This is a genomic window from Micromonospora humidisoli (assembly GCF_016900955.1).
Classification (GTDB): domain Bacteria; phylum Actinomycetota; class Actinomycetes; order Mycobacteriales; family Micromonosporaceae; genus Micromonospora; species Micromonospora wenchangensis.
The window spans coordinates 404,171-427,600 of sequence record NZ_JAFEUO010000005.1 but is presented as its reverse complement, the minus strand read 5'-3'; the positions used below and the strand labels follow the sequence as shown (position 1 = coordinate 427,600).

24 protein-coding genes are annotated in these 23,430 nt (G+C 73.1%); 16 read left to right on the top strand and 8 right to left on the bottom strand.

Going from position 1 to position 23,430, the window contains the following annotated elements; genetic code table 11:
- Window position 1: 1 nt before the first annotated feature.
- From urtB to JQN84_RS20490, 5 genes are all read left to right on the top strand, one after another.
- Window positions 2-889: an urea ABC transporter permease subunit UrtB gene (urtB, locus tag JQN84_RS20510; RefSeq protein ID WP_204960116.1), complete on the top strand. Its 888-nt coding sequence runs from the start codon at window positions 2-4 to the stop codon at window positions 887-889.
- Window positions 886-2,073, top strand: coding sequence for an urea ABC transporter permease subunit UrtC (gene urtC, locus JQN84_RS20505; protein ID WP_204960114.1), 1,188 nt, complete (start codon window positions 886-888; stop codon window positions 2,071-2,073). Before urtB ends, urtC begins: the two co-directional genes overlap by 4 nt.
- Window positions 2,070-2,825 carry an urea ABC transporter ATP-binding protein UrtD gene (gene urtD, locus JQN84_RS20500; protein WP_204960112.1) on the top strand — a complete coding sequence of 252 codons (756 nt, stop codon included), beginning with the start codon at window positions 2,070-2,072 and terminating at the stop codon, window positions 2,823-2,825. Before urtC ends, urtD begins: the two co-directional genes overlap by 4 nt.
- Entirely contained in the window at window positions 2,825-3,517 is a 693-nt protein-coding gene (gene urtE, locus JQN84_RS20495; RefSeq protein WP_204960110.1) for an urea ABC transporter ATP-binding subunit UrtE, read from the top strand. The genes urtD and urtE overlap by 1 nt, the downstream gene beginning before the upstream one ends.
- 100 nt (window positions 3,518-3,617) lie before the next feature.
- Entirely contained in the window at window positions 3,618-5,255 is a 1,638-nt protein-coding gene (locus JQN84_RS20490; RefSeq protein ID WP_307821360.1) for a CotH kinase family protein, read from the top strand.
- Here JQN84_RS20490 and JQN84_RS20485 read toward each other — a convergent pair.
- From JQN84_RS20485 to JQN84_RS20475, 3 genes are read right to left on the bottom strand one after another with little or no spacing between them, the layout of a single operon-like run.
- Window positions 5,252-5,833 carry a Rieske (2Fe-2S) protein gene (locus tag JQN84_RS20485; protein ID WP_307821358.1) on the bottom strand — a complete coding sequence of 194 codons (582 nt, stop codon included), beginning with the start codon at window positions 5,831-5,833 and terminating at the stop codon, window positions 5,252-5,254. The two genes, JQN84_RS20490 and JQN84_RS20485, sit on opposite strands and share 4 nt — an antisense overlap.
- Window positions 5,830-6,495 (bottom strand): DUF6529 family protein, encoded by a 666-nt coding sequence (locus JQN84_RS20480; RefSeq protein ID WP_307821357.1) that lies wholly within the window; start codon window positions 6,493-6,495, stop codon window positions 5,830-5,832. Before JQN84_RS20480 ends, JQN84_RS20485 begins: the two co-directional genes overlap by 4 nt.
- Window positions 6,495-7,253, bottom strand: a complete 759-nt coding sequence (locus JQN84_RS20475) for a hypothetical protein (protein ID WP_204960103.1) — start codon at window positions 7,251-7,253, stop codon at window positions 6,495-6,497. Before JQN84_RS20475 ends, JQN84_RS20480 begins: the two co-directional genes overlap by 1 nt.
- 190 nt (window positions 7,254-7,443) lie before the next feature.
- Here JQN84_RS20475 and JQN84_RS20470 point away from each other — a divergent pair, with 190 nt between their 5' ends.
- The 8 genes from JQN84_RS20470 to mnhG all read left to right on the top strand — a co-directional run bounded on the left by JQN84_RS20470 (window position 7,444) and on the right by mnhG (window position 15,397).
- Window positions 7,444-8,385 carry an ion transporter gene (locus JQN84_RS20470; protein WP_307821356.1) on the top strand — a complete coding sequence of 314 codons (942 nt, stop codon included), beginning with the start codon at window positions 7,444-7,446 and terminating at the stop codon, window positions 8,383-8,385.
- A gap of 190 nt (window positions 8,386-8,575) precedes the next feature.
- A complete protein-coding gene (locus JQN84_RS20465; protein WP_204960098.1) occupies window positions 8,576-9,055 on the top strand; it encodes a cation:proton antiporter regulatory subunit in 480 nt (159 codons plus the stop codon).
- Between the two features lie 149 nt (window positions 9,056-9,204).
- A complete protein-coding gene (locus tag JQN84_RS20460; RefSeq protein WP_204960096.1) occupies window positions 9,205-12,027 on the top strand; it encodes a Na+/H+ antiporter subunit A in 2,823 nt (940 codons plus the stop codon).
- Window positions 12,024-12,524, top strand: a complete 501-nt coding sequence (locus JQN84_RS20455) for a Na(+)/H(+) antiporter subunit C (RefSeq protein WP_204960094.1) — start codon at window positions 12,024-12,026, stop codon at window positions 12,522-12,524. The genes JQN84_RS20460 and JQN84_RS20455 overlap by 4 nt, the downstream gene beginning before the upstream one ends.
- Window positions 12,521-14,101 carry a Na+/H+ antiporter subunit D gene (locus JQN84_RS20450; RefSeq protein WP_204960092.1) on the top strand — a complete coding sequence of 527 codons (1,581 nt, stop codon included), beginning with the start codon at window positions 12,521-12,523 and terminating at the stop codon, window positions 14,099-14,101. The genes JQN84_RS20455 and JQN84_RS20450 overlap by 4 nt, the downstream gene beginning before the upstream one ends.
- Window positions 14,098-14,775 carry a Na+/H+ antiporter subunit E gene (locus JQN84_RS20445; protein WP_204960090.1) on the top strand — a complete coding sequence of 226 codons (678 nt, stop codon included), beginning with the start codon at window positions 14,098-14,100 and terminating at the stop codon, window positions 14,773-14,775. The genes JQN84_RS20450 and JQN84_RS20445 overlap by 4 nt, the downstream gene beginning before the upstream one ends.
- Window positions 14,772-15,035 carry a monovalent cation/H+ antiporter complex subunit F gene (locus tag JQN84_RS20440; protein WP_088645903.1) on the top strand — a complete coding sequence of 88 codons (264 nt, stop codon included), beginning with the start codon at window positions 14,772-14,774 and terminating at the stop codon, window positions 15,033-15,035. Before JQN84_RS20445 ends, JQN84_RS20440 begins: the two co-directional genes overlap by 4 nt.
- Window positions 15,032-15,397: a monovalent cation/H(+) antiporter subunit G gene (mnhG, locus tag JQN84_RS20435; RefSeq protein ID WP_204960088.1), complete on the top strand. Its 366-nt coding sequence runs from the start codon at window positions 15,032-15,034 to the stop codon at window positions 15,395-15,397. Before JQN84_RS20440 ends, mnhG begins: the two co-directional genes overlap by 4 nt.
- Before the next feature lie 85 nt (window positions 15,398-15,482).
- Here mnhG and JQN84_RS20430 read toward each other — a convergent pair whose 3' ends face one another.
- On the bottom strand, window positions 15,483-15,863 hold the full coding sequence (locus JQN84_RS20430) for a YccF domain-containing protein (RefSeq protein WP_204960086.1): 381 nt from the start codon (window positions 15,861-15,863) through the stop codon (window positions 15,483-15,485).
- 57 nt (window positions 15,864-15,920) lie between these two features.
- Here JQN84_RS20430 and JQN84_RS20425 point away from each other — a divergent pair, with 57 nt between their 5' ends.
- A complete protein-coding gene (locus JQN84_RS20425) occupies window positions 15,921-16,937 on the top strand; it encodes a methyltransferase (RefSeq protein ID WP_204960085.1) in 1,017 nt (338 codons plus the stop codon).
- Window positions 16,938-16,983: 46 nt separating this feature from the next.
- On the opposite strand, the gene JQN84_RS20420 is transcribed toward JQN84_RS20425, so the two are convergent.
- Genes JQN84_RS20420 through JQN84_RS20405 form a run of 4 tightly spaced genes read right to left on the bottom strand, consistent with a single transcriptional unit; the run spans window position 16,984 to window position 21,223 of the window.
- Window positions 16,984-18,006, bottom strand: a complete 1,023-nt coding sequence (locus JQN84_RS20420; RefSeq protein WP_204960084.1) for a methyltransferase — start codon at window positions 18,004-18,006, stop codon at window positions 16,984-16,986.
- On the bottom strand, window positions 18,003-19,169 hold the full coding sequence (locus tag JQN84_RS20415) for an aminotransferase class V-fold PLP-dependent enzyme (protein ID WP_307821355.1): 1,167 nt from the start codon (window positions 19,167-19,169) through the stop codon (window positions 18,003-18,005). The genes JQN84_RS20420 and JQN84_RS20415 overlap by 4 nt, the downstream gene beginning before the upstream one ends.
- The gene (locus tag JQN84_RS20410) at window positions 19,166-20,461 is read right to left on the bottom strand and encodes a tryptophan 2,3-dioxygenase family protein (protein ID WP_204960083.1); all 1,296 of its coding nucleotides are present in this window, start codon (window positions 20,459-20,461) and stop codon (window positions 19,166-19,168) included. Before JQN84_RS20410 ends, JQN84_RS20415 begins: the two co-directional genes overlap by 4 nt.
- A 57-nt stretch (window positions 20,462-20,518) precedes the next feature.
- Entirely contained in the window at window positions 20,519-21,223 is a 705-nt protein-coding gene (locus JQN84_RS20405; protein ID WP_204960082.1) for a tryptophan 2,3-dioxygenase family protein, read from the bottom strand.
- A gap of 443 nt (window positions 21,224-21,666) precedes the next feature.
- Between JQN84_RS20405 and JQN84_RS20400 the strand changes: the two genes are divergently transcribed.
- Window positions 21,667-22,227, top strand: coding sequence for a GNAT family N-acetyltransferase (locus JQN84_RS20400; RefSeq protein ID WP_204960081.1), 561 nt, complete (start codon window positions 21,667-21,669; stop codon window positions 22,225-22,227).
- 103 nt (window positions 22,228-22,330) lie between these two features.
- Window positions 22,331-23,305, top strand: a complete 975-nt coding sequence (locus JQN84_RS20395; RefSeq protein WP_204960332.1) for a siderophore-interacting protein — start codon at window positions 22,331-22,333, stop codon at window positions 23,303-23,305.
- The last annotated feature ends 125 nt before the right edge of the window (window positions 23,306-23,430 follow it).

Genomic DNA, 23,430 nt, shown 5'->3' with positions numbered 1-23,430 from the left:
CGTGACAGTCCTCTTCGGTCAGCTCTTCACCGGCATCAGCATCGGCGCGGTGCTGCTGCTCATCGCCCTCGGCCTGGCGCTGACCTTCGGCCAGATGAACGTGATCAACATGGCGCACGGCGAGTTCATCATGGCCGGCGCCTACACCACCTACGTGCTCCAGCAGACCGTGACCGCCGCCGGCTGGTCGCTGCTGGTGGCGCTGCCGGTCGCCTTCGCGGTGGCCGGCGTCATGGGCGTGCTGCTGGAGGTGCTGCTGATCCGCCGCCTCTACGCCCGCCCGCTGGACACCCTGCTGGTCACCTGGGGCGTCTCGCTGATGCTCCAGCAACTGGCCCGCGACGTCTTCGGCAGCCCCAACGTGCAGACCCGGGCCCCGGCGCTGCTGACCGGCAACATCTCCCTGCCCGGCGGGCTGACCGTCGCCAACAACCGGCTGTTCATCCTGGCCCTCGCGCTGGCCGCCGTGCTGGCGCTGACCCTGGCGCTGCGGCTCACCCCGCTCGGGCGACGCATCCGCGCGGTGGTGCAGAACCGCGACCTCGCCGCCGTCTCCGGCATCCCCACCGCCCGGGTCGACCGGACCACCTTCTTCATCGGCTCCGGGCTGGCCGGCGTCGCCGGGGTCGCGCTGACCCTGCTCGGGCCGATCGGCCCGACGATGGGCACCAACCTGATCATCGACGCCTTCCTGGTCGTCGTGGTCGGCGGTATCGGCCAGCTCAAGGGCAGCGTGATCGTCGCCTTCGCGCTGGGCGTGCTCCAGGCCACCGGCGAGTACCTCACCACGCTCAGCGTCGCCAAGGTGATCGTCTTCGTGGCGATCGTGGCGTTCCTCCAGTGGCGGCCCCAGGGGCTGTTCACCCTGCGTACCAGGAGCCTCGCATGACCGCCGCGCCGCTGGTCGGCACCGATCCCGCCAGCGCTGCCGGCACCCCGGCCGGCGGCCGGCGGGGCCGCCGGTTCGAGGGCCCGGCGCGGACCGCCGCCGGGTTCGCCCTCGGCGCAGCGCTGCTGTTCGCCGTGGCTCCGCTGACCCTGTCGGACTTCCGGCTGTCGCTGCTGGCCAAATACCTGTGCGTGGCGATGGTCGCGGTCGGTATCGGCATCGCCTGGGGCCGGGGCGGCATGCTCACCCTCGGCCAGGGGGTGTTCTTCGGCCTCGGCGGCTACGCGATGGCCATGCACCTCAAGCTCGCCGACGCCGGCCCCGGCGAACTGCCCGACTTCATGCAGCTCTACGGCCAGCTCGACGAGTTGCCGCTGTGGTGGCGGCCGTTCGCCAGCCCGTGGATCGCGCTGCCGGCCACCGTGCTGCTGCCGATGGCTGTCGCGTTCGGCCTCGGCTCGTTGGTGTTCCGCCGCCGGGTCCGCGGCGCCTACTTCGCCATCCTCAGTCAGGCGCTCGCCGCCGCGATGGTGATCCTGCTCGTCGGCCAGCAGGGCACCACCGGCGGCACCAACGGCCTCACCGACATCCAGGGCTTCTTCGGGTACGACCTGGACGACCCGGTCAACCAGCGGATGGTCTACTTCATCATCGCCGCCAGCCTGCTCGCGCTGCTGGCCCTGGCCCGGCAACTCATCCGCAGCCGCTACGGCGAGTTGCTGGTCGCCGTCCGCGACGGCGAGGAACGGGTCCGCTTCCTCGGCTACGACCCGGCCGGCGTCAAGCTCGTCGGCTACGTGATCGCCGCCGGGATGGCCGGTCTGGCCGGGGCGCTGTTCGTCCCGGCGGTGGGGATCATCTCGCCCGCGCTGATCGGGATCGTGCCGTCCATCGAGTTCGTCATCGGCGTCGCGGTGGGTGGCCGGGCCACCCTGCTCGGCCCGGTGCTCGGCGCGGTGGCGGTGGCCTGGGCGCGGACCGCCCTGTCGGAACGGTTCCCGGGCACCTGGACGTACCTGCAGGGGTTGCTGTTCGTGCTGGTGGTGGCGTTCCTGCCGGGCGGCCTGGCGTCGCTGTGGGTGCTGGCCCGCAAGCGCCGGTCGGACCCGGCCGGCGCGCGGTGGTGGCGGCGGAGCCGGGTGGCAGACCCGGCCGAGGCCCGGACGGAGGTGTCGGCGGCATGACCGGTACGCAGCTCGACGGCCTGTGCGTACGCGACCTGCGGGTCACCTTCGACGGGTTCACCGCCGTCGACGGGGTCGACCTCGACGTGCCGCCCGGGGACATCCGGTTCCTGATCGGCCCCAACGGGGCGGGGAAGACCACGGTGGTCGACGCCGTGACCGGGCTGGTCCGGGCCACCGGCTCGGTCCGCTTCGGCGACCGGGAACTGCTCGGCCGGGACGTGCACCGCATCGCCCGGCTCGGCATCGGCCGGACCTTCCAGACCGCCTCGGTCTTCGAGGAGCTGACCGTGGTGCAGAACCTCGACATCGCCGCCGGGGCCACCCGGAGCTGGTGGACGCTGGCCCGACGGCGCAACCGGATCCCCAACGAGGTGGCCGCCGCGCTGGAGACGATCGGGTTGGCCGACCGGGGCGACCAGCCGGCCGGCGCGCTGGCGCACGGGCAGAAGCAGTGGCTGGAGATCGGCATGCTGCTGGTCTCCGACGCCCGGCTGCTGCTGCTCGACGAGCCGGTCGCCGGGATGAGCCACGAGGAACGCGACGCCACCGGCGTCCTGCTGGAGACGGTCAGCCGGGACCGCACCGTGGTGGTCATCGAACACGACATGGACTTCCTGCGCCGCTTCGCCCGCAGCGTGACCGTGCTGCACGCCGGGAAGGTGCTCAGCGAGGGCACCGTCGCCCAGGTCCAGGCGGACCCCCGGGTGCAGGAGGTCTACCTCGGCGTCGACACCGCACCGGAGGCGTGATGTTGGAGTTGCGTGGGATACACGCCGGCTACGGCCGCAGCGAGGTGCTGCACGGGGTGGACGTGGCCGTCCCCGCCGACGGGGTGGCCGCCGTGCTCGGCCACAACGGCGCGGGCAAGAGCACCCTGCTGCGGGTCGCCGTCGGCCTGCTGCGCCCCCGCGCCGGCACGGTCACCCTCGACGGGGAGGACGTCACCCGGCTCGCCCCGCACCAGCGGGTCGCCCGGGGCCTGGCGTACGTGCCGCAGGGCCAGCAGTGCTTCCCGCACCTGACGGCGGCGGAAAACCTGCGGCTGGTGGCCGACGGTCGGCGCGACGGGGCCGCCGCCACCGCCGAGGCGCTGGACCTGTTCCCGGCGCTGCGGAGCCTGCTGCGGCGGCGGGCCGGGCTGCTCTCCGGCGGTCAGCGTCAGCAGTTGGCCATCGCCCGTGCGCTGGTCACCCGGCCCCGGCTGCTGCTGCTCGACGAGCCCACCGAGGGCATCCAGCCGTCGGTGGTCGCCGAGATCCAGGACCGGATCGTCGAGCTGACCACCGGGGCCGGGATCCGGGTGCTGCTGGTCGAGCAGCACCTCGGCTTCGCGTTGCGGGTGTCGACCCGGCACTACGTGCTGGAGTCCGGCCGGGTCACCGCCACCGGCGACGGTGGCCGGGACGCCGAACGGTCGGTCCGCCAGGCGCTCGCGGTCTGAGAGTGCCGGACTGATCACCGAAAGTGACATCCCCTGTAACATTGGCGTGCGTAGATGGATGGGAGTGTGCTCCAGCCGCCCGTGACGCAGGGGAGTGACAGTGCGGAATCTGCCGGCCCGGATCCTGGGCGTCGTGACCGCGATCTCGCTCGGGGTGGCCGGCGGCCCGTCGCCGACCCCGGCCCGACCGGCCGGCGCGCCGGCCACCGCCGCCCCGGCGGCGGACCCGGCCGACGAGCTGACCGGCGACATCGTCTTCTCCGTGCCGAGCGGCACCTTCCGGGACGCGTTCGCGGTCTCGTTGCGCACGACGGTGGCCGACGCCGAGATCCGCTACACGACGGACGGGTCACTGCCCCGCGCGGACTCCCCACGCTACGACGACACCCCGCTGACCGTCTCCGCCACCACCCAGCTACGGGCCGGGGCCTTCGTCGACGGGGTGGCGACCGGCGACCCCGGCACCGCCCTCTACGTCGAGCGGGCCGTGGACGTCAGCCTCGACCTGCCGATCCTGCTGATCGACGGGTACGGCCAGGGTGCGCCGGGACGGGAGTTCGTCGACGCCGCCGCGCTGCTCTTCGCACCGACCGGCGGACACGCGTCGCTCTCCACGCCACCCACCCTCGCCACCCGGATCGGTTACCACCTGCGCGGCACGTCGAGTTCCCTGTTCGACAAGGCGCCCTACCGGGTCGAGTTCCGCGACAACGAGGACGACGACGTCGACCTGCCGGTGCTCGGCATGCCGGCCGAGTCCGACTGGGTGCTGCGCGGGCCCTACACCGACAAGGCGTTGATCCGGGAGGCGTTCACCTTCGACCTGGCCCGCGAGATCGGATTCCAGGCGCCCCGGTACGCCTTCGTCGAGTTCTACCACAACGTCGCGGACCGGCCGGTGGCCGCCGAGGACTACCAGGGCGTCTACCTGATCGTCGAAACCATCAAGAACGCCAAGAACCGGCTCGACCTCAAGGAGCTCGACCCCGACGACGTCACCCTGCCGGCCATCACCGGTGGGTACATCGTCAAGTTCGAGTGGCTGACGGCCGAGGAACCCACCCTGGAGTGCCAGGGCCGGCCCGCGACCTGCTGGCACTACCTGGAGGTGGTCGACCCCTCGCCGCTGCAACCGGAGCAGCAGGCCTGGCTGACCGGGCACCTCCAACAGTTCAACGACCTGATGCAGTCCCGCGACTTCGCCGATCCGGTGACCGGCTATCCCGCCTGGATCGACGTGGGATCGTTCGTCGACTCGTTCATCCTCAACGAACTGACCCGCAACTTCGACGCCTACGCCCGCAGCTCGTACTTCTACAAGGACCGGGGTGGCAAGATCACCGCCGGGCCGCTGTGGGATCTCGACCTCACCTACGGCATCGGCGGCGGGGACAACCTGGAGACCACCGGCTGGCAGTACGAGCAGCCCCGGTGGCCGAAGCCCAACAACTGGATCAACAGGTTGGTCACCGATCCCGGGTTCATGGCGCTGGTCCGGGCCCGCTGGGCCGAGCTGCGGCGGGGCCCGCTGTCGGCCGCCGGGCTCGACGCGCGCCTCGCCGGTCTCACCGCGCCGCTGGCCAACGCCGCCGACCGCAACTTCCAGCGGTGGCCGAACCTGACCACCGAGAAGATCGGACCCATCGTCACCCCGACCGCCGACACGTGGCAGGGGCAGCTCGACTACCTGCGGGACTGGCTGGACCGCCGGATGGCGTGGCTGGACTCGGCGATCTAGGCCAGCCGGATGTCGTCGCCGTCGACCGTCACCGCCCGGGGCGGCAGCGGGCTCCCGGCCGGGCCGCTGCGCACCGCGCCGTCGGCGATGCCGAAGACACTGTTGTGGCAGCCGCAGACGATGATGCCGTCCTTGACCGAGGTGACCGTGCAGCCCTGGTGGGTGCAGGTCGCCGAGAACGCCTTGATGGTGCCCGCGGCCGGTTGGGTCACCACCACGCCCTCGGCCTTGAAGATCTTGCCGCCCCCGACCGGGATGTCCGCCACCGCGGCCAGCGCCGCCGGGGCGGGCGGCTGCTCGCCGCCCCCGGCGGGGGAACCGCTCGCCCCGGCGGACGGCCCGGCCGGTGCGCTGCCGCCCGGCGAGGCGTCGGCCGGCGCGGCGGCCGATCCGCCGGTCTGCGGCGCCGCGGCCGGCGTGGTCGGCTCACCGTACGTCTGGCAGCCGGTGAGCAGGGCGGTCACGCCCACCCCACCGGCACCGGCCAGCACCGCCCGCCGGGACGCACACCCGGTCCCACGCTCGTCGCACATCTGCCCGTCGTTCCTCTCCCGTGCCCCGAGCCCGTCGCGCGTCACGTGCCCACCCCGAAGGTGGTGAAGTACCACAGCGACGAGGTCACCCAGATCCCCATCAGGACGGTGAAGACCAGCCCACCGACGACCGGCAGCACCCAACCGGCCAGCCCCCGCTTGGGCAGCGCCAGCATCTTCATGGTGAACACCCCGAAGAAGAGGCAACCGAGCAGCGAGTGCAGCAGGGTCCGCAGGTCGTAGTCGGCGAAACCCAGCGCGTAGAGGCAGTGCACCGCCACCGGGACGGTCAGCAGGAACGCCACCCGGCCGCTCCACCGGTGCAGCCCACCCGCCCAGGAGGGCGAGAATCCACCGAGCCGGCCCCACATCGCCAACGCGCTGAGCAACTGCACCACGGCGAAGAAGGCCGCTCCGGTGCCCAGCCAGACCTTGACCGTCTGAGGGCTGGAGAAGCCGGCCACGTTGACCGCGATCCCGGTGGGCTGGTGCATCCGGCCGTACGCCCCGAGGGCCACCGCGACCGCCGCCCCGACCAGCAGCGGCACGAGCAGCGAGGCGGGCGGGGCACCGGAGCCGGTGGACGGCACGCCGATCGGGGCGGGCGGGGTCACGGCGGGTGGGGGGTCGGACAGGACCCGGACGGGCGGCCCGTCGTCGAGGTCGCGTCCCACGTCGATCTCGAACCTGCGGCGTGCCGTCGTCATCACGCACCGGACCCCGGGTCGGCCACGACCGGTGACGCGGTGACGGTCCGGCCGTCGAGGATGGTGGTGCCGAACGCGGGGTCCAGCGGCGGGGCCGACACGGGCACACCGTCGCGGGTGACCACCCCGATCTGGCTGCCGTCGGGCAGCATGATCCAGCCGCCGTCGACGCCGGCGCGGCGCTGCTGGGCGGTGGCCCGGTAGAGCACCGGGTCGGGCTTGCCGGTCTGCTTGGCGGTGAACTTCCACCGGCGCTGACCCACCACCATCTCGCCGGAGGCGACGCCGTCGCCGAACGACCCGGTGAGCACCTCGCCCTTCTTGCCGGTCAGCTTCATCCGGCCGTCGGCGGCGGTGCCGTTGAGCCACACCTCCAGCTTCTTGCCGTCGCAGACGTACGCCACCGCCTTGCCGTCGGTTACGGTGATCGCGATGGTGGCGCCGCCGTCGAGTCGGCCGGTCCAGTTCGAGTCGGCCTGCTTCGCCGGTGGCGGCGTGGTCGGCGGCGTGGTCTGCGCCGGGCCGGGCTGGCCCCCCGCCGGCGCCGCCGGGGTGGCGTCCGGCTCGGCCGCCGGGTCGGCGTCCGGCTCCGCGGCCGGGGCGGCGGGCGACACCACGGCGGCCTCGGGCGGGCTCGTCGCGGGCGCGGCCGCACCGGCATCGACCGTACGCGGTGCCGCCTGGGCGCTCATCGCGAACAGGACGGCGGCCATGCCCGTCCCGGTCAGCAGGGTGAGCAACGGGGTCGTGCGCTTCATGAGCAGCTCCCTTCGCCTGGTGGTACGAAGCCGGGGCGCTGGTCGTTCAATGTCGGGACGAGAACCTGCGATCGCCGGCGGCCGGGTGCCCGGTCCATCACCGACGGTCACCGTCCCGGGTGGCCGATAGGGTGTCGGGATGGCCGCCACGATCCCGTACCGCCCCGGGGCCGGGTGACAGGTGCCGTCCGTGCCCGTCCCCGCCCGACGGCGTCCCGCCGATCCGCCGCCCGTCCGCCCCGCCGGTCTCGCCCAGCGGTGTGCCCGGATCACCCGCTCGCGCCCGTTCGAGGCGGCGATCGTGGTACTCATCATGGCCAACGCGGCGGTGCTCGGGGTCGAGACCTACCCGGATCTCGGTGCGGCCCGACCTGCGCTGCACTGGCTGGAGCTGAGCTTCCGGGCCGCCTTCGTCGCCGAGATCGCCGTCCGGGTGCTGGCGTACGGGCGTCGGCCGCAGGACTTCCTGCGGCACGGCTGGAACGTGTTCGACCTGGTGGTGATCGCGGCGATCTTCCTGCCCGGGCTGCACGGCGACTCGGCGTTGCTGCGGGTCGTCCGGGTGGCCCGGGTGCTGCGCCTGGTGCGTTTCTCGCCGGGTCTGCGCACCATCGTGGCCGCGCTGTGGCGCAGCCTGCCCGGTGTCGGCGGGTTCCTCGCGCTGGCCATGGTGACCCTCTACGTCTACGGCATGGCCGGCTGGCTGATCTTCGGGCGGGCCTACCCGGAGCAGTACGGCGACATCGGCAGGTCGCTGCTGACCCTGTTCGTGCTGCTGTCCCTGGAGACCCTGCCGGACCTGGTCGAGCAGGGGTTGGCGCTGTCCCCGTGGACCCTCGTCTACTACGTCAGCTACGTGCTCATCACGGTCAACCTGCTGCTGAACATCCTGATCGCGGTCATCGTGAACTCGATGGAGGAGGCCCGCCGGTTGGAGATGACCGAGCGGCTGGCGCCCGGCTACGACGCCGACGGCGACGGGGTGCCCGACGAGGTGGACCGGATCGCCCTGACCCAGCGCCTGGACGACCTGCGGGCGGTCATCGCCGAACTGGAACGGGAGCTGCGCATCGACCGGGACGAGCCGGCGGCCCGCCACCGGCCGACCGCCGAGCGCACCGACGCCCGCTGACCGGGCGACCCGCCCTCCGGCGGTCGTCCCCGGGCGTCGGCCGTCGATCCCGGCACTGTCCCGACGTCGCCGTCTCCCACTGGTCGGGACGGTGGCGGTGGGCGATCACGCCCTGATCATGATAGGGATGAAGGGGCGCGCGGCCGTTACCGGCCGGACGCCCCTTCGGTGATGGGCGAGGGAGGTAGGCATGCGGTTCGAACGGACGGTTCTTCCCGGGGTCGGACTCTGCCAGCGCTTCGCCACCACGAACGGCCAGTGGGCCAGCGTCATCTCCCATCCGGGCGGTCGGCGCGACATCGTGATCTACCACCCGGAGGACGGCGACACCGCCCTCGCCACGCTGGTGCTCGACCAGTCCGAGGCGCAGGCCGTCGCCGCCGTGCTCAACCAGGCGGTCACCGTCGACCACCTCGCCGAGCTGGAACGCCAGCTGCCCGGCGTCACCGTGGTGCGAATACCCGTCGCCGTGGACAGCGTCGGTGACGGGAAACGCTGGCGGGACACCGGGTTGTCCGGTCGACCGCTGTCGCTGCTGGCGGTGGTCCGCGCCGGCCGGGTCGTCCCGACCCCCGGTGACGACGTCGTCCTGCTCGCCGGGGACGAGGTGGTCGTCGCGGGTACGGAGGCGGCCACCACCTCCGCCGCGGACGTGCTCGCCGGTCACTGACCGGACCCCACGACAGACCGAACGACCAACCAGGGTGACGCCACCGTCGCGGTGGCCGCGCGACCCGGGGACGCCCGTCCCCGCGCCGCCGGTCCCGCGCAGCCCCGAGCGGGCGGGCGAGACCCGACACCGAACTTCGAGGAGGGTATGTGCTGGTCCTGGTGGCGGTCCACGCACTGGCAGCCGTGGTCGCCCCGGGGCTGGTACGCCGCTTCGGACGCCGGGCGCTCTACGCCGTCGCGCTGGCCCCGGCCGCCACGCTGGTCTGGGCGCTGACCCGTACCGGTGGGGTGCGGTCCGGTGAGCCGGTGGTGGAGACCTGGCCGTGGGTGCCCCGGATCGGCCTGGAACTGGCCCTGCGGATGGGCACCCTGTCCTGGCTGATGGTGGTGCTCGTCGGCGGGGTCGGCGCGCTGGTGCTGGCGTACAGCGCCAGGTACTTCCGCTCCGACGACCCCGGGCTGGGTCGCTTCGCCGCGGTCTTCGTCGCCTTCGCCGGCTCCATGCTCGGCCTGGTCGTCTCCGACGACCTGCTGCTGCTCTACGTCTTCTGGGAACTCACCACCGTCTTCTCGTACCTGCTGATCGGCTACGACCCGGCGAAGCGGGCCAGCCGGCGGGCCGCCATGCAGGCCCTGCTGGTCACCACCCTGGGCGGGCTGGCCATGCTGGCCGGGTTCGTGATGCTCGGCCAGCACGCCGGCAGCTACCGCTGGTCGGTCGTCGCCACCGACCTGCCCGGCGGCGGCTACCTGGTCACCGCGCTGATGCTGATCCTGCTCGGCGCGCTCAGCAAGTCGGCGATCGTGCCGTTCAGCTTCTGGCTGCCCGGTGCGATGGCCGCCCCCACCCCGGTCAGCGCCTACCTGCACGCCGCCGCGATGGTCAAGGCCGGGGTGTTCCTGGTCGCGCTGCTCGGCCCGGCGGTCGCCGACGTCACCGCCTGGCGGGTGGTGCTGCTGTGCACCGGCCTGGCCACCCTTCTGCTCGGCGGCTGGGTGGCGCTGCGCCAGACCGACCTGAAGCTGCTGCTCGCCTACGGCACGGTCAGCCAGCTCGGACTGCTGATGGTGATCCTCGGGGCCGGCACCCGGGAAGCCGCACTGGCCGGCGCGGCCATGGTGCTGGCGCACGCCCTGTTCAAGGCCACCCTCTTCCTCGTCGTCGGGATCGTCGACCACACCACCGGCACCCGGGACCTGCACGAACTCAGCGGGCTCGGCCGGCGCGCGCCGGCGTTGGTCGGGGTCGCCGTGCTGGCCGCCGCGTCGATGGCCGGGCTGCCGCCGATGGCCGGGTTCGTCGCCAAGGAGGCCGCCCTCGACGCGTTGCAGCACGGAGGCCCGGCGGACCTGCTGGTGCTGGCGGGGGTGGTGGCCGGCTCGGCCCTGACCGTGGCGTACACGCTGCGGTTCCTGTGGGGGGCGTTCGCCGCCAAGCCCGGTGTCGCGCCGACCGAAGCGCATCCGGCGGGCTTGTCGTTCCTCGCCGCCCCGGCGCTGCTCGCCGTCGCCGGGCTGGTCGTCGGTGTCGCCGCCCCGGCCCTCGACGGGCTGCTCGCCCCGTACGCCGACGGGTTCTCCACCGCCGGGCCGGGTTACCACCTGGCGCTGTGGCACGGCCTGACCCCGGCGCTGGGGCTGTCCGCCCTGGCGGTGGCGGTCGGTGCCGGGCTGTTCCTGCTGCTGCACCGGGGTCGGCTGCGGGCCACCCGGTGGACGCCGCTGGACGGCGCGGCCGGCTACGAACGGCTGGTCGCCGGGGTGGACCGGCTGGCGGTGGAGCTGACCGGCGCGACCCAGCGGGGCTCGCTGCCGTTCTATCTCGGGATCATCCTGCTGGTGCTGGTGCTGCTGCCCGGCGGGGCGCTGCTCACCGGCGGCCCGTGGCCCCGGCAGTTCCGCGCCTGGGACACCCCGTTGCAGGCTGTCGTCGCCGCCCTGGTGATCGTGGCCGCCGTGATGGCCGCCCGCGCGCTGCGCCGGCTCACCGCGATGATCCTGGTCGGGGTCGCCGGCTACGGCACCGCGCTGATGTTCGTCCTGCACGGCGCACCGGACCTGGCGCTGACCCAGTTCCTGGTGGAGACCGTCACCATCGTCATGTTCGTGCTGGTGCTGCGTCGGTTGCCGGTGAAGTTCTCGGCCCGGCCGATCCGCCGCAGCCGGCGGGGCCGGATCGCCCTCGGGGTCGCCGTCGGAGCGGTCGTGTCCGGGATGGCCTGGGTCGCGTCCAGCGGCCGGCTGGCCATCCCGGTCTCCGAGCGGTTCCCCGACGAGGCGGTCTCCTACGGCGGCGGCAAGAACGTGGTCAACGTGACCCTGGTCGACATCCGGGCCTGGGACACCATGGGCGAGATCGCGGTGCTGGTGGTGGCCGCCACCGGGGTGGCCAGCCTGATCTTCCGCCGCTCCCGCGACCTGGACCGGCGCAGCGCCGTCCCCGGCCCCCGACCGGCGACCACCGGCGGGCCGCGCTGGCTGACCGCCGGCTTCGAGGCGCACCGGCACTCGGTGATCCTCCAGGTGGTCACCCGGCTGCTCTTCCACGCCATCGTGCTGTTCTCGGTCTACCTGCTCTTCTCCGGTCACAACGCCCCCGGCGGCGGGTTCGCCGCCGGGCTGGTCGCCGGCCTGGCCCTGGCCGTGCGTTACCTGGCCGGCGGCCGGCGGGAACTCAACGCCGCCGCGCCGGTCGACGCCGGGGCGGTGCTCGGCGCGGGGCTGTTCCTCGCCGTCGGCACCGGCGTGGTGGCGATGCCACTGGGCGGGGAGTTCCTGCAGAGCGCGGTGCTCGACCTGCACCTGCCCCTGCTCGGCAAGGTCCACTTCGTCTCGTCGGTCTTCTTCGACGTCGGCGTCTACCTGATCGTGGTCGGCCTGGTGCTGGACATCCTGCGCAGCCTCGGCGCCGAGATGGACCGCCAGCAGGAGGACGCCCACGACGACGTACGGGACAAGGAGCTGGTGTGACCCCCAACCTCACCTACATCGTGGTGGTCGGTGTGCTCTTCGCCGCCGGGGTGACCCTGCTGCTGGAACGCAGCCTCACCCGGGTGCTGATGGGCGTCATCCTGCTCGGCAACGGGGCCAACCTGCTGCTGCTCACCGGAGGCCGGGCCGGTGGCCCGCCGATCGTCGGCACCACCGACGCCGACGAGATGAGCGATCCGCTGCCTCAGGCGATGGTGCTCACCGCCATCGTCATCACCCTCGGGATGACCGCGTTCCTGCTGGCGCTGTCGTACCGCAGCTGGCACCTCAACGGCCACGACGAGGTGCAGGACGACGTGGAGGACCGCCGGATCATGGACCTGGCCGACCGGGACGAGGGGCCGGGCACCGACGACGCCGACCAGTCCGACTCCGACGACCAGCCCGACGGCGACGACCGGCCCGATCCGGACAGCCGGCGGCCTTCGCCGGCCTCGGTGGCGGCGGCGGCCGGCGAGCGGGGGAGGGACGCGTGAACTACCTCGTCCCACTGCCGGTGGTGATGCCGCTGCTCGGCGCGGCCCTGACCCTGCTGCTGGCCAGCCGCCCCCGGGCCCAGCGGTGGGTCAGCCTCACCGTGCTCACCGCGACCGTCGCGGTGGCCGCCACCCTGCTCGTCCGCTCCTCGATCGACGGGCCGCTCGTCGTCGAGGTCGGCGGCTGGGTCGCGCCGCTGGGCATCGTGCTCGTCGCCGACCAGCTCGCCGCGCTGATGCTGGTGGTGTCCGCCGCCGTCACCCTCTGCGTGCTGGTGTACTCCATCGGGCAGGGCATGGCCGACGGGCACGAGGACACCCCGCTGTCGGTCTACCACCCCACCTACCTGGTGCTCACCGCCGGGGTGTGCAACGCGTTCCTCTCCGGCGACCTGTTCAACCTCTATGTCGGCTTCGAGATCCTGCTGGTCGCCAGCTACGTGCTGCTCACCCTGGGCAGCACCGAGACCCGCATCCGGGCCGGCACCACGTACGTCGTGGTCAGCCTGCTGTCGTCGCTGATCTTCCTGGTGGCGATCGGGCTGGTCTACTCGGCCACCGGCACCCTCAACCTGGCGCAGCTCGTCGACCGGCTCGACGCCCTCCCCGACGACCTGCGGCTGGTGCTGCAGGGGATGCTGCTGCTCGCCTTCGGCATCAAGGCGGCGGTCTTCCCGCTGTCGGCATGGCTGCCCGACAGCTACCCCACCGCGCCCGCGCCGGTCACCGCCGTCTTCGCCGGCCTGCTCACCAAGGTCGGCGTGTACGCCATCATCCGCACCGAGACGCTGCTGTTCCCCGGCGGCCGGACGGCCGACCTGCTGCTGGTGGTGGCGGCCCTGACCATGCTGGTCGGCATCCTCGGCGCGGTCGCCCAGTCCGACATCAAACGACTGCTGTCGTTCACCCTGATCAGCCACATCGGCTACATGCTGTTCGGGGTGGGGCTCAGCTCGTCGCTCGGGCTGGCCGCCGCGATCTTCTACGTGGTGCACCACATCACCATCCAGACCACCCTGTTCCTCGCCGCCGGTCTGGTCGAACGCCGGGGCGGCAGCACCGCGCTGGACCGCCTCGGCGGGCTGGCCCGGCTGTCGCCGCTGCTCGCCGTGCTGTTCTTCGTGCCCGCGCTGAACCTGGCCGGCATCCCCCCGTTCTCCGGTTTCCTGGGCAAGCTCGGCCTGGTCCAGGCCGGGGTGGACGACGGCGGCCCGCTGGCCTGGGTGCTGGTCGCCGGCGGGTTGCTGACCAGCCTGCTCACCCTGTACGCGATCGCCCGGGTGTGGAACCTGGCGTTCTGGCGTCGCCCGCATCCGGACATGCCCGAACCGCAGGACAGCGTGCATACCGTGCGCACCGACGGGGTGGAGCAGCCCTACCGGGGGCCGGACCGCGACGCCCACCCGGGCGCGATGCTGCCCCGCCTGATGATCGCGCCGACGGTCGCCCTGGTGGTGCTGGGGTTGGCGTTGACCGTGGTCGCCGGGCCGCTGTTCGACATCAGCTCCGACGCCGCGGACGACCTGCTGCGGCGCACCCCGTACGTCGAGGCCGTCTACCCCGGGGGGACCCCGTGAGCCACGATCCGCCGCCGCAGCGCCCCCCGGACCGGTCGCCGCCGCCCGGGGAACCGTCGCCGCCGCTTCCCGGGGGTGGGCCGGCCCCGGATCATCCCGAGGACCGGCCGCTGACCCGGGCGGCCCGCCGCCGCAACCGGGCCGTCGCGATGATCGTCCTGGTCACCGTCTGGGTGCTGCTCTGGGGGACGCTGAGCTGGGCCAACGTGCTCGGCGGGCTGGTCGTGGGGCTGGTGGTGCTGACCGTCTTCCCGCTACCCCCGGTCACCTTCACCGGGCGGGTGCACCCGGTGCCGCTGCTGCGGTTCGCGCTGCGGTTCCTGCGTGACCTGGTGGTGGCCAGCGTGCAGATCGCGGCCCTGGCGCTGCGGTTCGGGCACCCCCCGCTGGGCGCGATCATCGCGGTGCGGCTGCGGGTCCGCTCCGACCTCAACCTGACCCTGACCGCCGAGGCGCTGTCCCTGGTGCCGGGCAGCCTCATCGTCGAGGTCGACCGGGACGCCGGCATCCTCTACGTCCACGTGCTCGGGGTACGCGACCGCGCCGAGGTCGAACGCTTCCGCGACGGCGTGCTGGAGCTGGAAGCCCGGTTGATCGCGGCGATCGGTTCGGCGCAGGAGCAACGGCTGGTCCGGGAGCACACACCGTCCACCCTGGAAGGGAGTTCGAGATGACCGCTGTCGCCGTGATCGTCACCGTGCTGCTGGCGGTGGCCGGTGCGCTCACCCTCACCCGGATCGTCAGGGGGCCGTCGGTGCTCGACCGGGCGGTCGCCACCGACGTGCTGCTGGCGATCGTGGTGGCCGCGGTGGCGACCGAGGCCGCCTACAGCCGGGACGCTACCGCGCTGCCGATCCTGGTGGTGCTGGCCATCCTCGGTTTCGTCGGTTCGGTCAGCGTCGCCCGCTTCGCCACCCGCCGGGACGACAGGTGAGCGTCGACGCGGTGCTGGACGTGGTGGCCGCGGTCTGTCTGCTGGGCGGCGCGCTGCTCAGCCTCGCCGCCGGGGTCGCCCTGGTCCGCTTCCCCGACCTGCTGTCGCGGATGCACGCCGCCGCCAAGCCGCAGGTGCTCGGCCTGCTGCTGGTGCTGCTCGGCTGCGCGCTGCGGCTGCGGACCGGGGTGGACGTCACCACGCTGGTGCTGGTCGGGGCGTTCCAGCTGGCCACCGCGCCGGTCGCCGCGCACATGATCGGTCGGGCCGGCTACCCGCACGACCGGATCCGCACCGACCTGCTGGTCACCGACGAACTCGCCGCCCACCTCGACCGGCTGCACGCCGACCGGCGGCCCTGACCGGCGTACCCCCGGCCGTCGCGGCCGTGGTGCCGCCGGACGACGCCGGATCGTCGCGGTCCGGGCCGGGGGCGACGCCGCGGGGTCAGGGGGCCTTGACGACCTCCCGGCCGAGCGGCCAGAACGCCGCCGGGACGAGCTTGAAGTTGGCGATGCCGAACGGGATGCCGATGATCGTGACGCAGAGCGCGATCCCGGCGAGCAGATGGGACAGCGCCAGCCACCAGCCGGCCAGCAGCACCCACAGCACGTTCGCCAGCCCGGACGGCACGCCGGCCCCCGGCTTGGTGACCAGGGTACGGCCGAACGGCCACAGCGAGTACGACGCCAGCCGCAGCGACGCCACCCCGAACGGGATGGTGATGATGAGGACGAAGCAGACCACCGCCGCGACGAAGTAGCCGAGCGCCAGCACGATTCCGCCGCCGAGGATGAGCCACAGCAGGTTCAGGACGAAGCGAATCATTACTCCATAGTGACCGGCGCGTGCCACCGCGTCACCGTTCCATGATCTGATGTTCCCATGATCACTCCCACTCCTCTCATGCACCTCGTCGCCGGCGTCTGGGGCTTCAAGACCCTCGCCGTCGGCGTCGAGTTCGGCCTGTTCACCCGGCTGGCCGGCGGACGGACCGTCACCGTGGCGCAGGCCGCCGCCGAGTTCGGGCTCGACGAACGTCCCGCCGACCTGCTGCTGTCGGCCAGCGCGTCGCTGGGGCTGCTGGAGCGGGCCGGCGACGGCTACCGCAACTCCGCGCTGGCCGAGCAGTTCCTGGTCGAGGGGCAGCCGTACTACTTCGGCGCCCAGGTGCGCTATTCCGACCTGCGCACCTACCTGCCCTGGCACCGGGTGGGCGAGGCGCTGCGCGGCAACCGGCCGCTCACCTGGGACCCGCAGCAGCAGGACTCGCTGTTCGACACCACCGACCCGGAGCTGGTGGCCCAGTTCTGGGACGCCATGTTCGCCACCTCCCGGTTCACCGCCCGCGCCCTGGCCGACGCGTACGACTTCGGCGCGCACCGGCGGCTGCTCGACGTCGGCGGCGGCGCGGGGGCGTTCCCGATCGAGTTCTGCCTGCGGCTGCCGCAGCTGCGGGCGACGATCCTGGACCTGCCGCACGTGTGCGTACGGGCCGGCGAGCGGATCGCGGAGGCCGGCCTGACCGACCGGATCGGCACGGTCGCCGGTGACTTCCTCGCCGACCCGGCCCTGCCCGACGGGCACGACGTGATCCTGCTCAGCATGATCCTGCACGACTGGGACGAACCGACCAACCGGGCGCTGCTGGCCAAGTGTTTCGCCGCGCTGCCGCCCGGCGGGGTGATCGTCATCAGTGAGCTGCTGCTCAACGACGAGCGCACCGGCCCGCCGGAGGCCGCCCTGATGGGCATGAACATGCTCGTCGAGACCGAGGGCGGCAAGAACTACTCCGGTGCGGAGTACCGGGCCTGGCTGACCGACGTCGGCTTCGTCGACGTGCGTACGGTGCCGTTCGAGGCCCCCGGGGCGAACGGCGCGGTGCTGGCCCGCCGCCCCTGACCGGCCCGGCCGGCGGGGCAGCACGGTCCGCCGGCCCGGCCGCCGGTCACCCCGGCTTGTACGCGGTGACCAGTTCCCACCCGCCGGGCAGCACCCCTACCCGGGTGAAACCGACCTCGGCGAGCAGCCCGGTGTAGAACTCGACCTCCCGCAGCCGGCTGACGCAGCTGTCCACCCCGATCAGGAAGTAGCTCCAGAAGAACTGCACGGCCAGCCGGTCCGGGGTGCGGAACTCCTCGGCGATCAGCAGCAGCCCGCCCGGCTCCAGTGCCGCGTACGCCTGCTCGACCAGGCGGCGGGCGACGTCGTTCGGCCAGTCGTGCAGCACCCGGACGAACGCCATCGCGTCGTAGCCCGTCGGCAGCGGCCCGGCCAGGAAGTCGCCGCCGACGAAGCCCAACCGGTCGGGATGCCCCCGGTCGACCCGGGTGGCCGCCACCAGGGGCGCCACCGCCGGTAGGTTGAACACGTCGGCCCGCAGGCCGTCGGCGGTGTCGAGGATGTGCGCGGCGAGCGTGCCGTCGCCACCGCCGACGTCCAGCAGGCGTCGCCGGTCCGACCAGAGCCGGTCGGCGTGCCGGCGCAGCGTCTCGATCACCGGGCCGAGCCCGGCGGCCATGCTGCGTTCGAAGTCGGCGGTCTGCGCGTCGGTCTTCGGCGGCCAGGCGAAGTCGTCGTCGGTCATGCCGACCTCGCCACGCAGGCTCTCGGCGAGCCGGCCGTGCAGCAGCCGCCACGGGTAGCGGTCCCGGTCCCGTTCGATCGCGTCCGGGCCGACCACCGCCAGCACGGCGTCGCGCAGCCCCGGCACCGCCCGGTAGCTGGCCCCGGCGATGTCGTCGTCGGGTTCGTGGCGGGTGACGCAGCCGAGGCTCTCCAGGCAGTCGAGGAACTTGTAGAGCCGCAGCGGGCGCACCCCGAACCGGTCGGCCAGCGCGTCCAGGCGTACCGGACCGGGTTCCAGCGCGTCGAGCAGGCCGAGGGTCAGCGCGGTCTCCAGCACGTCGACGGCCTTGGGACCGTTGACGAGCAGGCTCATCAGCGCCCGGGGGGACAGGGTGACGCTCACCGGCCCAGTTCCTCGGTCAGCGCGTCCATGAACGTGTCGACCTCGTCGAGGGTGTTGTAGACGTGCGGTCCGACCCGCAGCCAGCCCCGCCAGCTGCAGATCATGTTCCGCGCGGCCAGCCGCCGCTTGACCTCCTCGCCGTCGGGGACGTCCAGGCAGACCACCCCGCCCCGGCGCTGCGGGTCGGTGGGGCTGACCACGGTGATGTCGGCCGCCGCCGCCCGGTCCAGGACCCGCTGGGTCAGCGCCAGCGAGTGCGCCCGGATCGCCCCGATCCCGACGCCCGCCAGCAGGTCCAGGCCGACCTGGGAGATCAGCGAGGTCAACGGGTACGGCGTGCCACCGGCGAAGCGTTGCGCCCCCGCCGCCCACCCGTTCGACACCCGGAAGGTCAGCGCCCGGTCGCCGGCCTGCCACCCGGTAGCCGCCGGTGCCAGCCGTTCGACCAGGTCGGGGCGGACGTAGAGGAAGGCCGTGCCGGCCCCGCACAGCCACTTGTGCGCGCCGCCGAGGACGATGTCGACGCCGAGCGCGGTCACGTCCAGCGGGACCGCCCCGACGGTCTGGAACGCGTCCACCACCACCAGCGCGCCGACGGCGTGGGCGCGGGCCACCAGCCGGGCCAGGTCGACGGTGGCCCCGGAGGAGAAACTCGCATGGGGTACGCACACCAGCAGCGTCCGCTCGTCGATGCGGGCTTCGAGGGCGTCCTCGTCGAACCGGGGTCCGCCGGTGCCGACCACGTCTAGCCGTGCGCCGTAGCGGCCGAACGCGGTGCCGATGAACGGCACCGTCGGGTACTCCAGGTCGGTGGTGACGATCCGGTCGCGCGGCGGACGGTAGTCGAAGCAGGACAGCACCCGGGCCAGCAGGGTGCTCAGGTTCGCGTCGGTGACCACGCTGCCCGGGGGCGCGCCGAGCAGCGCGGCGACCGAGTCGGCGTACCGGTCGAGGCCGACGTGCCAGCCCTGCCACACGTCGTCGCGCCAGTCGCGCAGGGTCGCCCAGTAGTCGGCGAGCACCCGTTCGACGCCCCGGGGCGTCGCGCCGGTGGAGTTGTTGTTCAGGTAGACGCAGGTTTCCAGCACCGGGAACTCGGCGCGCAGGGCGGCGTGTGCGGTGCTGTCCAGGCAACGCGCCGGGTGGGTTGCGGGTGCGCTCACTCGCAGCAGCCTCCGATCGGTTCGGTCCGGGGTGGACGGTTCTCGGTGGACACGGTGGTGAAGACCGGGACGGCGCGGACGGCCGCCAGGTAGGGGGTGCCCTCGGTGTAGCCGGTGCCGGCGCGGGCGCCGAGCATCCGGATCGCCAACCGGTGGTGGGTGCGACGCCAGGTCAGCACCGCCTCGGCGAAGGCGGCCATCTGCTGCCGTACCAGGTCGAGGTCGGGCCCGCGCAGCGATCCGGCGTGGACCGCCGCGCGGTAGGCCCGGTCGATCGACGGCTGGCCGGCCCGCACCACCTCGCGTACCTCAGGCACCGACAGGTACGCGGCGGAGTCCAACCGCTCCGCCTCCGGTGTTCGGCACAGCGACTCCATGATCTTGTACGAGCGGGACTGGATGGCGCTGGCCCCCTCGGTGTACTCGCGGAAGGTCCGGAACGCCGCCGGTTGCATGGTGGCCAGCAGGGAGAACAGCCCGCCGGCACCGCTGATCAGCTCCCTGGCGTACGCCAGCCGGCTGGCGGCCGGGCGGGGCCGGCCCGTGTCCAACGCGACGATCGCACCCCACAGTTCCTCGGCGACCCCGGCGAAGACGCACTCGTACGCCTGGAGCACCCGGATGAACAGGTACTCGTCGTGGGAGACGTAGACCGGCAGCATGCTCAACCGCAGGGCGCGTTCCCGGCCGGGGTCGCGGCCGGTGACGGCGAGTCGGTGCAGCGCCACCGCTGCCGCGACCGGGTCCTGCCCGGTGCCCGCCCCGGCGTGACCGAGCCGGGCCAGGGCCGCCGCGACGGCGCGTACCCCGAGCCGGCACCGCTTGGCCGCCAGCGCCGGGCCCGGCCGCTGCTCGGGGAGCAGGTCGATGGCGTCGGTCGAGGCGGCCAGTTCGAAGGCGAGGGCGTCGGCGACGAGGTCGACCAGGAGCCTGTCGCGTTCCCACCGCCCGCTGCCCGGCCCGGCCCGGTCGACCTCGTCGGCCGCCCGCCCGACCGGTCCGGTCTCCGGGGACGCGGTGGGCAGGGGGAGCAGGGGCAGGGCCAGGTAGCTGCGGTAGTCGTATCGGGCGTCCCACTTGTCGAGCGCCACGTCGAGGAAGGCGGACAACTCGCGGGCGGGGGTGGTCCGGGCGTTCACCCGGGCGCGGGCCTGGTCCAGCTGGACGAGAAGTTGCTTTTTGACGAAGTGTTTACCGACGCGATGAAATTCGGTGACCACTGCATGGTAGGGAAATTGCTCGGGATCGGCCGTACCGGACGACCAGCTCGTCAGCTCATGCACGAACCGCACCTCGGAGGGGTATGTGTCAGGGGGAGCGCCGACGATTTCTTCGAGTGGCGCGGCTCGTCATGCCTCGGTGGTGCCCGAATGCGCCGACACCGGGACGCCGACGCCCGCCCGGCCCGGATGCAGCTCGGGAAAGAACCGGTGCCCGAGGAGCTTGGCGAGCACGGTCGCCGCGCTGCCCGGGGTGCCGCCGGGGGCGTGCCCGCCGACCTGTAGGGCGACCTCGTAGTGACGCGCCCGCCACCGGTGGACCTGTTCGTCCCAGGCGATCATCGCGGTGGCGAGCCGCCGGGTCGGGTCGTCCGGGGCCAGCGCGTCGAGCCGGCCGCCCCGGGTGGCGAGGTGCCCGGCGAAGGCCCGGCCGAGCTGTCGGCTCACCGTCGCGGCCTGCCGCCAGCCGGGCGACTCGGCGCCGGATCCGTTGCCCAGTGCGGGTTGCATCGTCTGGAAGTCGACAGGCGACAGGTGCCGGAACATCTCCAACTGGTCGGTGACCAGCCGCACCGCGAGCGTCGCGCGGGCCAGCAGCGCCGCCGCCCCGGCCGGGTCGGCGGCCCCGGTCCGCCCGACGGCGGCGGTCAGCTCGGCCCCGGCCAGCTTCAGCCACAGCTCGGCGGACTGGTGCACCACCTGGAAGAGCAGCTCGTCGCGGTGGAGCACCTCCTCCGGGCGGCGTTGCAGGGCGAGCAGCTCGTCGGTGCGCATGTAACGGGCGTAGTCCGTGGAGCCGTCGCCCGGCAGCACCGGTGACTGGTCACGTTTCACGGCTGTCCCTTCGGTAAACGCCGGCGCGCACCGGGATCGGCACTCGACAACGGCAATTATTCAACGACGAACAGCAATGTGTCACCCCCTGTTCCACAAATAGTGAGCCTCGGCCTGCCGAGCAAAAGTCCGCCTTTGCCGCCGGGCATGGGTGTGCTAACAGAACAAATTACGTGAGTCAATACCGGGGGATGCCTGACGCGTCACAGGTGTGGCCGCCCTGGATGCGGTGGCCGGTCGCCGGTGGTCGGGCGCGGTATTCCGGTGTCGCCGTTGCGGTGTCGCCGTCGGCGCGCGGGGGCTTGCGGCGGGAAGATTGCTCCGGGTGCTCGTTTGCGTACTTTCCGAAGTTGTGGTGAGGTCTGCCTGACTCGTCGCCGACGGTGTCGTTTCGACAGCGAAAAGTGACGGCCCGGTCGGGCCCGTCGCCCGGAAGGAGTGCCATGACCACTGCGCCGACCTCCACCTCGTGCCGGGTCGACGGGTTCGGGGAGGTGTCCATCCGGCCGGTGGACCCCGACCGGGACGTCGCGGTGATCCACGACTGGGTGACCCGGGAGCGGTCCCGGTTCTGGGGCATGGGCGGGGCCAGCCGGGAGCGGGTCCGGGAGATCTACGCGTACCTCGACTCACTGACCACCCACCATGCCTACCTGGTCCACCGCAACGGCCGGCCGGCGGCGCTGTTCCAGACCTACGAGCCGGCGGCCGACCCGGTCGGCCACTGCTACGACGTACGCCCCGGTGACTTCGGCATCCACCTGCTCATCGGCCCGCCGGACGGTGGGCGGGAGCCCGGCTTCACCGGGGTGCTCCTCGACGTCTTTCTGGCGTTCGTGCTGGCCGACCCGACCCGGCTGCGGATCGTGGCCGAGCCGGACGCCCGCAACGCCCGCGCCATCGACCGGCTGGTCCGCGCCGGCTTCGTGCCGGGGCCGGAGATCGACCTGCCGGAGAAGCGGGCCCGGCTGCTCTTCCTCGACCGCGCCACCCGGGCCCGCTGACCAGGGTCGGGGCTGCCCGGTCGGGTGGCGACGTGCCCCGAACGGGGGGTGGGTGACCCGGGTCGCCATTCATCTTCCTGGTTAGGTTAGCCTCGCCTATGTGATTGGTGATCGAGTTCGCCCGGCAGGGGAGCGGCACCGCCCCACCGGCACCGCGACCCTGCCCGTCGCCCCCTGGCGGCTGTTCGACGTGCAGGTACGCGCGGCGCGTCGGCTCAGCCCGTCGTTCCTGCGGGTCACCTTCACCGGCCCGGACCTCGACCGGTTCGCCGACAACGGGTACGACCAGCGGATCAAGCTGGTGCTGCCGCTGCCCGGCCGGCCCGGTGTCCACCTGCCCGGCCGGCCCGGTGTCCACCTGCCCGGCGGCGACGACTGGTACACCCACTGGCGCGCCCTGCCCGAGCAGGAGCGCTGCCCGATCCGCACGTACACCGTCCGGGCGGTCCGGCCGCACCTGGCCGAGGTGGACGTGGACCTGGTGCTGCACGGCGACCACGGCCCGGCCGGCCGGTGGGCGCTGCGGGTCCGCCCCGGCGACGAGGCCGGTCTGCTCGGACCCGACGCCGGCTACGACGGCGAGCACGGCGGCATCGAGTTCCGCCCGCCGCCCGCCGGCCGCCTGCTGCTGGCCGGTGACGAGACCGCCGTGCCCGCGATCAGCGCCATCCTGGAACGCCTGCCCCTCGACGCCCGGGGCGAGGTGCTGCTGGAGGTGCCGGACCCGGCCGACGTCCTGCCGGTGTCCGCCCCACCCGGCGTCACCGTCAGCTGGCTGGCCCGTGCCGGCGGCGGACACGGCAGCCAGCTGCTGCCCGCCGTGGCCGCGGCGGCACAGCGGCTGCTGACCCGCACCGCCACGGTGCCCGCCGCAGCGGTCGTCGACGTCGACGTCGACGTGGCCCCGCTGTGGGAGGTGCCGACCCCGACCGCGCCCGTGCCCGTCTACGCCTGGCTGGCCGGGGAGGCCGGTGTCATCCGCGCCCTGCGCCGGCACCTCGTCGCCGAGCGGGGCATGGACCGTCACGCCGTCGCCTTCATGGGGTACTGGCGGCAGGGGCGCGTGGACCCGGCCTGAGCCGTGACCATCGGCTGTGACCCGCGTTACCTCTCGGTGGAGCGGGAATCAGACCAGCGGGTCCGGATTTGAAGCCAGGTGTGACAGTCGTACCGTCTCACGCCCGGCCGCACCACGACCGGGCG